Origin of the sequence: Pseudomonas sp. PB101 (genome assembly GCF_009764265.1) — a bacterium.
Taxonomy (GTDB): domain Bacteria; phylum Pseudomonadota; class Gammaproteobacteria; order Pseudomonadales; family Pseudomonadaceae; genus Aquipseudomonas.
The window spans coordinates 25,648-39,147 of sequence record NZ_RWIR01000042.1 but is presented as its reverse complement, the minus strand read 5'-3'; the positions used below and the strand labels follow the sequence as shown (position 1 = coordinate 39,147).

Sequence of the window (13,500 nt, the reverse complement as noted above, 5' to 3'; positions counted from 1 at the left end):
GCGCCACCCAATGGGTGGCGCGCCTTTTGGTGAAGCGGCCGAGGTTTAGCTACCCGCTACCGTCATCCGGTCGATCAACACCGAACCGGTGCGAATGTTGCTGCGCAGCTCCAGGTCATTACCCACCGCGACGATCTGCTTGAACATGTCGCGCATGTTGCCGGCGATGGTCACTTCCTGGACCGCGAACTGGATTTCGCCGTTCTCGACCCAGTAACCCGCCGCGCCGCGGGAATAGTCACCGGTCACCATGTTCAGGCCCTGGCCCATCAGCTCGGTCACCAACAGCCCGCGTCCCATGCGCCGCAGCAAGGCCGCCTGGTCTTCATCGCCATGGGTGACGAACAGGTTGTGCACGCCGCCGGCGTTGGCGGTGCTTGGCATGCCCAGCTTGCGGCCGGAGTAGGTGCCGAGGATGTACGACACCAACTCGCCTTTTTCGACGAACGGTTTGGCATAGGTTGCCAAACCATCGCCATCGAACGCTGCGCTGCCCATTGCACGCATCAAGTGTGGGCGCTCGTCGATGGTCAGCCACTCTGGAAACAGCTTCTGACCGAGAGTGCCTTCAAGGAACGACGACTTGCGATACAGGCTGCCGCCGGAAATCGCCGACAGGAAACTGCCGAACAGCCCCCCGGCCAACTCCGCGGAAAACAGCACCGGCACCTCACAGGTCGGCACCGGGCGCGCGCCCAGACGGCTCGCCGCCCGTTGCGCGGCGCGCTGGCCGATGCTGACCGGATCGGCCAGCAGATTGCCCTGGCGGTTCACGTCGTACCAGTAATCGCGCTGCATCTGGCCGTCCGCTTCAGCGATCATCACGCAGCTCAAGCTGTGACGAGTCGATGCGTAACCGCCGATGAACCCGTGGCTGTTGCCATAGACGCGGCAGCCCTGGTGGGTGCTGAGGGTCGTGCCGTCGGCGTTCTTGATCCGCGCGTCGGCATCGAAGGCCGCCGCTTCACAGATCAAGGCTTTTTCGATGGCCTGCTCCGGGGTGATGTCCCATTCGTGGAAAAGATCAAAATCCTGCAGGTCCCTGGCCATCAGCGCGGCATCCGCCAGGCCCGAGGCTTCGTCTTCGGAAGTGTGCTTGGCGATGGCCAGTGCAGCGGCAACCGTCTCGCGAATCGCTTCCGGACCGCTGGCAGAAGTGCTGGCCGAGCCTTTGCGCTGGCCAACGTACAGCGTGATGCCAAAACCCTGATCGCGGTTGAACTCAACGGTTTCGACCTCACGCTGACGCACCGAAGTCGACAAGCCCTGCTCCAGTGACACCGCCACTTCACAGGCGCTGGCCCCTTGGCGTTTGGCTTCAGCGATGATCTGCTCGACTTGTTCCTGCAGTGCCGGCAACGCTTGTGGGCCGACGCTTTCAACTGCACTCATGCTGTTCTCCACTCAAATTCTGCTTTCGGTAACGGTCATCGAGCGACCGGGCCGGACAAGCGGCCCCCGACTGGTTATCATGGCGGCGTTTCTTAGCGGACTGCCACCATGGTTGATTCTTACGACGACTCCCTCGATACGGGAGAAAAAAGCAAATCCCAGGTCAAACGCGAGCTGCATGCTCTGGTTGACCTTGGCGAGCGCCTTACAACACTCAAGCCTGACTTGCTGGCAAAACTGCCCTTGACCGACGGAATGCGTCGGGCTCTGGCCGATGCGCCCAAGCACACCGCGAACATCGCGCGTAAACGGCATCTTCAGTTCATCGGCAAGCTGATGCGCGATCAGGACACTGCCGCCATTCTGGTTCTGCTCGATCAACTCGATGCCTCCACCCGTCAATACAACGAACGCTTCCATAACCTGGAGCGCTGGCGCGATCGTCTGATCGCCGGCGACGATGCCGTTCTGGAAAAATTCGTCGTCGACTACCCGGACGCGGACCGCCAGCAATTGCGTTCCCTGATCCGTCAGGCCCAGCATGAGCTTGCGCAAAACAAGCCTCCTGCTTCCAGCCGTAAAATCTTCAAGTACATCCGTGAGCTGGACGAGACTCAACGCGGTCTGCGTTAAATCTTGAATCGGGTGAGTTGCCATGCAACTCACCCGCAGCTTCACTTTTTCAAAAGCCGCTTACGACCCCGTGCCACCCACGGTGATCGCATCAATCTTCAGCGTTGGCTGGCCGACACCCACCGGCACCGACTGCCCATCCTTGCCGCACGTGCCCACGCCGCTGTCCAGCGACAGGTCGTTACCGACCATCGACACCTTGCTCATGGCTTCCGGCCCGTTACCGATCAACGTTGCGCCTTTGACCGGCGCGGTGATCTTGCCGTCCTCGATCAGGTACGCTTCGCTGGTGGAGAACACGAACTTGCCACTGGTGATGTCCACCTGACCGCCACCGAGGTTGGCGCAGTAGATGCCGCGTTTCACCGAGGCGATGATTTCCGCCGGGTCGCTTTCGCCGGCGAGCATGTAGGTGTTGGTCATGCGCGGCATCGGCAGGTGCGCGTAGGATTCACGACGGCCGTTACCCGTGCGCGCCACGCCCATCAGGCGGGCGTTGAGCTTGTCCTGCATGTAGCCCTTGAGCACGCCGTTTTCGATCAGCGTGGTGCACTCGGTCGGCGTGCCTTCGTCATCGACGCTCAACGAGCCGCGACGACCGGCCAGGGTGCCGTCATCGACAATGGTGCACAGCTTCGACGCAACCATCTCGCCCATGCGCCCGCTGTAGGCCGAACTGCCCTTGCGGTTGAAATCGCCTTCCAGACCATGACCGACGGCTTCGTGCAGCAGCACGCCCGACCAGCCGGAACCGAGCACCACCGGCAGCGTACCGGCCGGAGCCGGAATGGCTTCAAGGTTGACCAGCGCCTGGCGCAACGCTTCACGGGCATAGCCCATGGCGCGGTCTTCGCCGAGGAAATAGCGGTAATCGGTCCGCCCGCCACCGCCATGACCGCCGCGCTCGCGACGACCGTTCTGCTCGACGATCACACTGACGTTGAAACGCACCAACGGCCGCACATCCGCCGCCAGGCCGCCGTCGGTGGAAGCCACCAGAATCCGCTCCCAGACACCGGCCATGCTCACGGTCACTTGCTGGATGCGCGGGTCGAGGGCTCGGGTCGCAGCGTCGACCCGCTTGAGCAAGTCGACTTTCTCGGCACGGGTCAGTACCTCCAGCGGATTGTCCGGCGCATACAACTGCGCGACATCCTGGCTGGTAAACGCCTGCACGGTGCCGTGCTGCCCGGCCCGGGAAATCGAACGGGCGGCACGCGCCGCCGCGCCCAGGGCTTCAAGGGTGATGGCATTGCTGTAGGCAAAACCGGTTTTTTCACCCGATTGCGCGCGCACGCCCACACCCTGGTCAAGGTTGAAGCTGCCTTCCTTGACGATGCCGTCTTCCAGCGCCCAGGACTCGGAGATCTGCCCCTGGAAATACAGGTCGGCCGCATCGATGCCCGGCCCGGCCAGATCGCCGAGCACGCCTTGCAGGCTCTCGATCGTGACGCCACCGGGCGCCAGCAGGTGTTCACTGACTGAGGACAACAACTCGCTCATATGCTTTACGCCTTAAATTCGTCGTTCTGATGCAGGTCGCCGGGCGCCCTGCGAGAAAAAGCGCCGGTGACTGGACACCGGCATCCGCGCCCGGATGGACGCCTGTTCGCTGCTGTCGCGTTCGGCCAGCAGCACGGCCTCGCCTTGATCCTTTTGCGCCAGCACGCGACCCCATGGATCGACGATGGCGGCATGGCCAAAGGTTTCCCGCGGCCCCGGATGCATCCCGCCCTGGGCAGCCGCGAGCACATAACACTGGGTCTCGATGGCCCGCGCACGAATCAGCACATCCCAATGCGCCGCGCCGGTCACCGCCGTAAAGGCCGAAGGAGCGGTAATCAGTTCCGCGCCGGCCGCGCGCAGTTCGCTGTACAACTCGGGAAAGCGCAGGTCATAGCAGACCGTCAGGCCGACCCGGCCGACGGGCGTGTCCGCCACCACCACCCCACTGCCATAAGCATAGTCATCGGATTCACGATAACGGCCACGATTGTCCGCCACGTCGACATCGAACAGGTGCAGCTTGTCGTAGCGCGCCACCGTTTCGCCCTGGTCATCGACCAGCAACGAACAGGCATGCACTTTCGCCGTCGGCTGATCCACCGGCGGCAACGGCAATGTGCCGGCCACAATCCATAACCTGAGGTCGCGTGCGGTCTGTTTCAACCAGGGCAGGATCGGGCCTTCGCCCAGAGCTTCAGCGCGGCCGATGTCGGCAATGTCGCGCCGGCCCATGGCCGCGAAGTTTTCCGGCAATACCGCGAGTTTCGCGCCGCCTGCGGCCGCTTGTTCGAGCAGCCGACGGGCCTGGACCAGATTGGCCAGCACATCGCTCTGGCTGACCATTTGAATCACCGCGACAGACATGGCGCACTCCTGCAATCGTATGCGGCCATGCTACTCCATAGGCTTGCCCAGTGCCTTTTCAAAAGGACCTCAAAAAGCCTTGTCGAAGGTGATTTTCGGTTCTTTCCACGGTCCTTTGACGGTGTATTTCACACTGGCGAAACGGGAGACCCGGTCACCGATCAGCTTGTCGATCAGGAATAGCGCCCCGCCGACCGCCGGTGCACCGACGAGCAGTGCGGCAATCGGCAGGTTATTGGTCACCGGCAAGGTCACCATCAGTTTCGCATCGATCTGATCGGCCACCATGTTCAGGGTGCCGTCGAGCTCGATGGTGCTCGACGGTCCAGTCAGCTGGATCGGCTGACGGGTGACATACACCCCATTGGTCGCGACCAGCAGCCCCTTGACCCGGTCATAACTCAGGCCTTTGCCGAACAGGTCAGAGAAGTCCAGGCGCAGGCGCCGGCCGATGGAGTTGAAATTGAGCAAACCAAATACCCGCAGCGCCTGGGCACTGCCTTCGACTTCGACGAACTGGCCCTGATTCAGCGTCGCATCCAGCGAGCCGGAGAAACGTTTGGTCGCCACCCAGGCCGGTGAGCCGGGCCAGCGGCCATCGACATCCATGTAAAAGTCCTGGCTGGTGACGCTCGGTGCAAACCCCCAGCCCTTGAGTACGTCGGCCAGGTTCTTGCCGCTGATGCGTCCCTTGTACCAGCTGTTACTGGCACCGGGCACGCCTTCCCAGCCACCACTGCCCACCAGCAGAATGCCCTTGAGGCCCAGGTCCAGCGAGTTGAACACAATGCCCTTGGCCGTCGGCCGAATCTTCAGCGACCAGGCGCCGACCAGATCCTGGCCCTGGAATAACTGATTGATGGTGATATCCATCGCGGGAATCTTCGTCGGGTCCACCGACGCCAGCGGATCCGGCGAGTTTTCATCGGCCAGCACGGTCGGGTCCGGTGCCGGCAGGCGCACGGTTTGCAGATTGATCGTGATGGGCGTGCCCTTCGTATCGGGCAGGTTGGCGCCACCCTTGATCTGCTGGCTGTCGAGTTGCAGCGCCCAGGCGGAAGGTTTGCGCGTCACCTGGATCGAGGCCTGATCGAGCGTGGTACCGACACCGCTGAGCTTGCCTACTTTGATATCCGCGCCGCTGAGCAATTGCTTGGCGCTGCCGCCGGGGTCCTGCCCGGCGTATTTATCCACCAGGTCCTTCCACGGGCCAACGTCCAGCTCCGACAGCACGCCGCGAATCCGCAAGCCTTTGCTGCCGGGCAACACGGCCTCACCGCCACCGAGGAACAGTTCCCCGCGACCGTCGGCGAAATTGCTTGGCGGGGCCGCGAACGTGAAACTCGCCAGATCGCCGTAGCTGACCCAATAGCGCCGCTCGTCGCCCTGCAAAGTCATGCGGAACGTCGTGTCGCGCGCGGCATCGGCGGTCATGCCGAACGGTGCCGGCAAATCGACGGCCACGCCATTGAGGTTGGAATTGACCAGCAACTGGCTGTCGGCGCCATTGAGGGTCAATTGCAGTTGATAAGGGATCACGCCACTCACCGGCAGAGGCTGGGTCACCTTCAGCCAGTCGGTCAGTTTCTTCACCTCGACATGTCCCGACGCGGACACGCGAGTGTTGAGCTTGCCCGGGCTGCCATCGGCAAAAATCTGTGCGGTGACCGGTTTGTCGAATGCCCGCGCACTGATGTTCTGCCCGCTCAGGCCTTTGGCATTGTCGAAGCGGAAGTCACCTTTGAGCTGGGTCAGCTCCAGCGCCGGTTCGGCCAGTTTCAAGCGTGCCTTGGCCGTCTTGAAATCAACGAGGATCTTCGGTTCCTCGCCCTTGGCCAGCGGGATGTCCAGCTTCAACTTGCCTTGCAGGCTTCCCTCGCCTTCCCAGTTGGCGAAGGTTGCCCCGGTGCCGATCGGCGCTTCCTGGAGGATTTTCAGGCCATCGCCCAAACCGCCGGCAAATCCGCCATCGAGGAACAAATGAACGTTCTGCCCGGCAGGCACATGGGGAATGTTGACGTAGACATCGCTGACCTGAGTGTCGAGCAACTGGCCCTTGCTGGCCACAATCCGCACGCCGCTGTCTTCGACGAAGACATCGCCGCTGACCTTGCTGACATGGGGCCAGCCCGGCTGGAAGGCCAGTTCGGCATCGTGAACCTTGAAATACAGGCTGATGCTGCGATCCACGTCCGCGGCGCCGTGGTTGAGCGACCCCTGATACTGGAAGAAGCCTTGATCCACCGCGCCCTTGAGAATCGCCGTGCGCAGCCACTCGTCCAGCCCCGGGCTGAGGACCGCCGGCAAGTACTTGGCGGTGTAGCGACCGTCACCGTCCACCAGGCCGACCCGCAGGTCCATGTAGTCTTCCTGGGTGTGATCGAAATGCAGGCGAATCAGGAAGTCGCCGGCGATCTTGCCCTCCTCGCCCAACACTTTCAGATACGGCGCAATCAGGGTGAAACTTTCTTTGTCGAGTTTCCAGGTCAGCCGCGCATTGGCCTGAATGTACTGCCATGGCTTGGCGAAAATCGGGTCCAGGTGCAGCATGAAATCCTTGCTGTCCATGCGCAGTTCACCCTGTCCCAGGTCACCGCTGATACTGCCGCTGACATTTCGCGCAGCCGGCGCACCGTGATAGGCATCGAAGCCTACCTGGTCGAGGTTGGCGGCAAAACCGAACTTGCTGTCGTCGGTGGCATCGGGGCGGAAGTCGACCAGCACGTTACGCAGGCCACCCGTGACCTTGAGCCGCTCGACGGCCTTGGCAAAACCCTCCGGCAACGGTGCCAGGGCGTTGAGCAGCGGGGTCAGCGGAGTGAGATCAATCCGGTCAGCTTGCAGGTGCCAGAGCTCCTGGGCCTTATCAGTGGCCACGCTTTGCTTGAGCTGCAAATGCGTTTCCCAGCGGGTCTCTGCGAGATTCATCGCCAGGGAGTCCAGCGTCACCGAGGCGCCTTCGGCACTGCGCTGGAAGTAACCGTTCAGCGCCAGGTTGTTGATCTGGATCGGCTTGCGATCGGCGTAGGCACCTTTGAGTTGTGGCGCATTCAAGCGCACGGCCGCGTTTTGCAGCGTGCCTTTGCCCCAGGTCGCCCACAGCTCGCCACCGGCCTTGATCTCGGAGAAATTCCACTGCTGGCTCACGCGCTCGGGCAGCCACTTCGACCAGTCGCTTTGCGGCAGGCTCAGGTAGATCTCGGCTTCACCGTCCTTCCATTGACTGGCGCGGATGCGGGTACGCAGGCTCATGGCCACTGGCTGGCCGTCGGGCAGAGTCAGACGGGCGTCGAGTCGCTGCCGTGACGCCCCGACTTTCAGATTCAGGCCGACATAGGTCAGGGTCAGCGGCGACCGGGCAAACGGCTGCAAGGTCACCTGACTGTCGAGCACCGACAGTTGCTGGATCATCTGCATACGATTGAGCAACTGTTCCGGATCGGCAGGTTGGCCCTGCTGCCCCGGCAAACCCTCCAGAACCCATTGACCGTCGTCGCCTTCCTTGACGCTGATGCGCAGGCCGCTGAATTGCAGATGCGCGATACGTACCTGGCGTGCCAGCAGACTGGCCCAAAGATCCGGCACCGCACGCACCTGATCCAGGTGCAAGGCATTGGCGCCCTCGCCGACCGTCACGTCGCGGGCCATCAATATGGGGGCAAAACCACTCCAGTTGCCTTCGAGCTCGCCGATCTGCAGCGGCATGCCCAAGGCATCGCTGGCTTTGTTTTCGATGTCGGTACGGTACTCGGCGACCAGCGGCGTCAGCTCCCGGCCAAGGCTGACGTAGAGCGCCATCAAGACCAAAACCAACGCGCACAGGCCCAGACCCCAGCGGGTCAGTGCGGCCAAAATGCGTGTCAGACGGTCCATGTCAGGTGGCTCCCATGGCAAAAGTTTTGCAAAAAGCTGAGGCCAGCCGTTCTCGAACAATCAAAACCAAACGCTTCAGAGCAGCACCACGTCGTATTGTTCCTGGGAATACATGGTTTCCACCTGGAACCGAATGGTGCGCCCGATAAACCCTTCCAGCTCGGCGACGTTACCCGACTCTTCGTCGAGCAGGCGGTCCACCACTTTCTGGTTTGCCAATACACGATAGCCTTCCGCCTGATAGGCGCGAGCCTCACGGAGGATTTCGCGGAAGATTTCGTAGCAAACGGTTTCCGGTGTCTTGAGTTTCCCGCGTCCCTGACAGGCGTTGCACGGCTCGCACAACACTTGCTCAAGGCTTTCGCGGGTGCGCTTGCGGGTCATCTGCACCAGGCCCAGCTCGGTGATACCGATGATGTTGGTCTTGGCGTGATCGCGCTCCAGTTGCTTCTCGAGCGTGCGCAGCACCTGGCGCTGGTGCTCTTCATCCTCCATGTCGATGAAGTCGATGATGATGATCCCCCCGAGGTTGCGCAGGCGCAATTGGCGGGCGATAGCCGTCGCGGCTTCGAGGTTGGTCTTGAAGATGGTTTCTTCGAGGTTGCGATGGCCGACGAACGCCCCGGTGTTGACGTCGATGGTGCTCATGGCTTCCGCCGGATCGACCACCAGGTAACCGCCGGACTTGAGCGGCACCTTGCGTTCGAGGGCCTTCTGGATTTCGTCCTCGACGCCATACAGGTCGAAAATCGGCCGTTCGCCCGGGTAATGCTCCAGACGGTCGGCAATCTCGGGCATCAGTTCGGCGACGAATTGCGTGGTTTTCTGGAAGGTTTCCCGGGAGTCGATGCGGATCTTCTCGATCTTCGGGCTCACCAGGTCACGCAGGGTGCGCAGTGCCAGGCCGAGGTCTTCGTAGATCACGCTGGGCGCGCTGATGGTCTTGATCTGGGCGTTGATCTGGTCCCAGAGCCTGCGCAGGTAGCGGATGTCCATGAGGATTTCATCGGCACCGGCGCCTTCGGCTGCGGTGCGCAGGATGAAACCGCCGGCTTCCTTGATCCCTTCCTTGGCCACGCAATCGGTGACCACTTGCTTGAGTCGTTCGCGCTCGGCTTCGTCTTCGATCTTCAGGGAAATCCCGACATGGGCGGTGCGTGGCATGTACACCAGGTAACGCGAAGGAATCGACAGCTGGGTGGTCAACCGTGCGCCCTTGGAACCGATCGGGTCCTTGGTCACTTGCACCACCAGGCTCTGGCCTTCGTGCACCAGTGCACTGATGCTCTCGACCGTCGGGCCTTCACGCAGGGAAATTTCCGATGCATGAATGAACGCCGCACGATCCAGGCCGATATCGACAAATGCCGCCTGCATCCCCGGCAATACCCGCACGACCTTGCCTTTATAGATGTTGCCGACGATCCCGCGCTTTTGCGTACGTTCGACGTGGACCTCTTGCAGGACACCGTTTTCAACCACCGCCACGCGCGATTCCATCGGCGTGATGTTGATCAGGATCTCTTCACTCATGGCAGGGTCTCGTTCAGGCATGTTCACGATAATGGCCGCATCTGTTCAGAACGTTGCTTGGTGTGCGTTCCGGGGTTGCCAACAGGGTATGCCGAAATGGCCGAGCAGTTCCGCGGTTTCGCAAAGCGGCAGTCCGACCACCGCTGAATAACTTCCATCGAGCCCGGCGACAAACACCGCACCCAGTCCCTGAATGCCATAACCGCCCGCCTTGTCCCTTGGTTCGCCGCTGGCCCAGTAGGCTGCGGCCTCATCACGACTGATATCACGAAAACGCACGCGACTGGTGACAACCCGGGACTCGCAATGTTCGCCATCGAGCACGGCAATCGCGGTCAGGACTTCATGCTCACACCCTGACAACATCATCAGCATGGCGCAGGCATCCGCTTGATCAACCGGTTTGCCGAGAATTTTTCCATCGAGCACCACGGCGGTATCGGCGCCGAGCACACAGTACGCTTGTGCAGACACGACAACGCGGCGCCCGGCCTCGGCCTTGCCGCGCGCCAGACGCTCGACATACGCCGATGGGGATTCCAGGTTCAAAGGAGTTTCATCGATATCCGCACTGACGGCGGAGAACGGAACGCCGATCTGCGTAAGCAGTTCACGCCGACGCGGCGAGCCAGAGGCGAGGTACAACCGTTTCATCAAGACCTCTCCCTGTCTAATGCGTTATCGAATCAATTGATTTTGTAGCGTCGACGCAGTCCGCGCAAACCGAAACTGATCCAGGGCCAGAGCAATGCGCTGACCAGTGCCGGCAACACCAACGCCAGCGTCGGCTGACGATTGCCGGTCAGGGCACTGAGCCAGAGCTGCACAAGCTGGGCGAGGCCGAAGATCACCAGGATCACCAGGCTCTGCTGCCACATCGGGAACATCCGCAGACGTTGCTGCAGCGCCAGGACCAGATAGGTGATGAGGGTCAGGATCAAGGCGTTCTGACCCAGCAAGGTACCGTAGAGCACGTCTTCAGCCAGCCCCAGGCAAAACGCCGTCACCATCCCGACGGTCTGCGGCAGGTTCAACGCCCAGAATGCCAACAGCAGGCCGAGCCACAGCGGGCGCAGGATTTCCATGAATTGCGGCAAGGGTGAAACGCTGAGCAGCAGGCCGACGGCAAACGTCAGCCAGACCATCCAACCGTTTCGGGATGCTTTTACACCGCCCATTATTCTCTTCCCACTGGAGTGGCCGGCGCGGAGGCCGGCGGCTTGGCGGCAGGCTTCACGGCAGCGGGTTGCGCCGCCGGCGGTTTAGCCGCCGCAGGATGCGTGGCCGCAGGCTTGGCTGGCGTGGTGGCTGGCTTGGCTGGCGCAGTGGTCGCAGGCGCCGCCGTGGCAGGGGTCGCCGGTACGGCGGCCGATGCAGCGGGAACTACCGGGGTGACCAGTTTCGGAACAGTCGCCGGAATGATCGGCCCACCGCCCTGCGCGTCCAGGCTTTCCTGAGCCTGGGCGGCGTCGTTGGCGCGCTCTTCCGGAGTACGGGTGTCGCTGAACACCAGCAACAGGTAGCGACTGCGGTTCAATGCGGCGGTCGGTACCGCGCGGACGATGGCGAACGGCTGGCCGGAATCGTGGATCACTTCCTTGACCGTCGCTACCGGGTAGCCTGCCGGAAAACGCTGACCGAGACCGGAGCTGACGAGCAAGTCGCCTTCCTTGATGTCGGCGGTGTCAGCCACGTGACGCAACTCCAGGCGCTCCGGGTTGCCGGTACCGCTGGCAATCGCCCGCAGACCGTTACGGTTTACCTGTACGGGAATGCTGTGCGTGGAATCGGTCAGCAGCAGAACGCGGGAGGTATAAGGCATCAGCTCCACCACCTGCCCCATCAGGCCACGGGCATCGAGCACCGGCTGGCCGAGGACCACGCCGTCGCGCTCACCTTTATTGATGATGATGCGATGGGTGAAGGGGTTGGGGTCCATGCCGATCAACTCGGCCACTTCGACCTTTTCATTGACCAGGGCCGAAGAGTTGAGCAACTCGCGCAGCCGAACGTTCTGCTCGGTCAGGGAGGCAAGCTTCTGCATGCGCCCCTGCAACAGCAGGTTTTCGCTTTTGAGTTTTTCGTTTTCGGCGACGAGCTCGGTCCGGCTGCCAAACTGACTGGCAACGCCTTCCCACAGTCGTCCGGGCAGGTCGGTGATCCAGTAGGCGTCCATCAGCACCAGCGACATCTGGCTGCGTGCGGGCTTGAGCAGACTGAAACGGGCATCGACCACCATCAGCGCGACCGATAGCACGACCAGCACCAACAGGCGCACGCCCAATGAAGGGCCCTTGGTGAAAAGCGGTTTAATAAGCCGCTCCTCCCAGGCAAATGTTCTGTTTTTTCATACGGCAGCAATCCGGCCTGGATGCAGACTGACAGAAGATAAACGCGAACAGGCAGCACTGCAAAGTGCCGCCTGCGCGCTCAACAGCATAGAGGCAATCCGGCGACTTATTCGCTGGAAAGCAGGTCCATGGTGTGTTTATCCATCATTTCCAATGCACGGCCACCGCCGCGAGCAACGCAGGTCAGCGGGTCTTCGGCAACGATCACCGGCAGACCGGTTTCCTGGGCCAGCAATTTGTCCAGGTCACGCAGCAGGGCGCCACCACCGGTCAGCACCAGGCCACGCTCGGCGATGTCGGAAGCCAGTTCCGGCGGCGATTGCTCCAGGGCGCTTTTCACGGCCTGAACGATGGTTGCCAGGGACTCTTGCAGAGCCTCCAGCACTTCGTTGGAGTTCAGGGTGAATGCGCGTGGAACGCCTTCGGCCAGGTTACGGCCACGAACGTCGACTTCGCGAACTTCTCCGCCCGGGTAGGCAGTACCGATTTCCTGCTTGATGCGCTCGGCGGTGGATTCGCCGATCAGGCTGCCGTAGTTGCGACGCACATAGGTGATGATCGCTTCGTCGAAGCGGTCGCCGCCAACGCGCACGGATTCGGCGTAGACCACACCGTTCAGGGAGATCAGCGCGATTTCGGTGGTACCACCACCGATATCCACGACCATCGAACCGCGGGCTTCTTCAACCGGCAGGCCGGCACCGATCGCAGCGGCCATCGGCTCTTCGATCAGGAACACTTCACGGGCACCGGCACCGAGGGCCGATTCACGGATGGCACGACGCTCGACCTGGGTGGATTTGCATGGAACGCAGATCAACACGCGAGGGCTAGGCTGCAGGAAGCTGTTTTCGTGAACCTTGTTGATGAAGTACTGCAGCATCTTTTCGCAGACGCTGAAGTCGGCGATCACGCCGTCCTTCATCGGACGAATGGCAGCAATGTTGCCCGGGGTCCGGCCGAGCATGCGCTTGGCTTCGGTGCCGACAGCAACGACACTTTTCTGGTTACCGTGTGTCCGAATGGCCACAACGGAGGGCTCATTCAGGACGATACCGCGCTCGCGCACGTAAATAAGGGTGTTGGCAGTGCCCAGGTCAATGGAAAGATCGCTGGAAAACATGCCACGCAGTTTCTTGAACATGGGAAAGGGACCCTAGGCAACGCGTGGGTAAAAAAGTGCGGCAAACTCTAACAACGACAGGGATTTTGGGCAAGGCGCCAATATGTTAAATTGGCCGCTTTTCTGTGCACCAAGCCCCACAATCGCGGCCTTATGACCGTAGAAGTGCGGTAGTGTTCCGACAATCTAACACACGGACGCCGTCCGTTTTGTTTTCCACTGGAG

The 13,500-nt window shown here is 61.6% G+C and carries 10 protein-coding genes; 1 reads left to right on the top strand and 9 read right to left on the bottom strand.

What is annotated here, in order from left to right:
* Positions 1-45 precede the first annotated feature (45 nt).
* The gene (gene pmbA / locus EI969_RS12645; protein ID WP_160388109.1) at positions 46-1,392 is read right to left on the bottom strand and encodes a metalloprotease PmbA; all 1,347 of its coding nucleotides are present in this window, start codon (positions 1,390-1,392) and stop codon (positions 46-48) included.
* A 108-nt stretch (positions 1,393-1,500) separates the two neighbouring features.
* On the opposite strand from pmbA, the gene yjgA reads away from it, so the two are divergent.
* Positions 1,501-2,025 (top strand): ribosome biogenesis factor YjgA, encoded by a 525-nt coding sequence (gene yjgA, locus EI969_RS12640; protein ID WP_008046139.1) that lies wholly within the window; start codon positions 1,501-1,503, stop codon positions 2,023-2,025.
* Positions 2,026-2,085: 60 nt separating this feature from the next.
* Here yjgA and tldD read toward each other — a convergent pair whose 3' ends face one another.
* The 8 genes from tldD to mreB form a co-directional block, all read right to left on the bottom strand.
* The gene (gene tldD / locus EI969_RS12635; protein WP_046040036.1) at positions 2,086-3,528 is read right to left on the bottom strand and encodes a metalloprotease TldD; all 1,443 of its coding nucleotides are present in this window, start codon (positions 3,526-3,528) and stop codon (positions 2,086-2,088) included.
* Between the two features lie 12 nt (positions 3,529-3,540).
* Positions 3,541-4,395 (bottom strand): carbon-nitrogen hydrolase family protein, encoded by an 855-nt coding sequence (locus tag EI969_RS12630; RefSeq protein ID WP_160388108.1) that lies wholly within the window; start codon positions 4,393-4,395, stop codon positions 3,541-3,543.
* 69 nt (positions 4,396-4,464) lie between these two features.
* Positions 4,465-8,268 (bottom strand): YhdP family protein, encoded by a 3,804-nt coding sequence (locus EI969_RS12625; protein WP_160388107.1) that lies wholly within the window; start codon positions 8,266-8,268, stop codon positions 4,465-4,467.
* Between the two features lie 75 nt (positions 8,269-8,343).
* The gene (gene rng, locus EI969_RS12620) at positions 8,344-9,801 is read right to left on the bottom strand and encodes a ribonuclease G (protein WP_160388106.1); all 1,458 of its coding nucleotides are present in this window, start codon (positions 9,799-9,801) and stop codon (positions 8,344-8,346) included.
* Between the two features lie 45 nt (positions 9,802-9,846).
* Positions 9,847-10,455, bottom strand: a complete 609-nt coding sequence (locus tag EI969_RS12615; RefSeq protein ID WP_160388105.1) for a nucleoside triphosphate pyrophosphatase — start codon at positions 10,453-10,455, stop codon at positions 9,847-9,849.
* A 32-nt stretch (positions 10,456-10,487) separates the two neighbouring features.
* Positions 10,488-10,979 (bottom strand): rod shape-determining protein MreD, encoded by a 492-nt coding sequence (gene mreD, locus EI969_RS12610; RefSeq protein ID WP_160388104.1) that lies wholly within the window; start codon positions 10,977-10,979, stop codon positions 10,488-10,490.
* Positions 10,979-12,115, bottom strand: coding sequence for a rod shape-determining protein MreC (mreC, locus tag EI969_RS12605; protein WP_160388111.1), 1,137 nt, complete (start codon positions 12,113-12,115; stop codon positions 10,979-10,981). Before mreC ends, mreD begins: the two co-directional genes overlap by 1 nt.
* A gap of 143 nt (positions 12,116-12,258) precedes the next feature.
* On the bottom strand, positions 12,259-13,296 hold the full coding sequence (gene mreB, locus EI969_RS12600) for a rod shape-determining protein MreB (RefSeq protein ID WP_002555108.1): 1,038 nt from the start codon (positions 13,294-13,296) through the stop codon (positions 12,259-12,261).
* Positions 13,297-13,500: the final 204 nt, after the last annotated feature.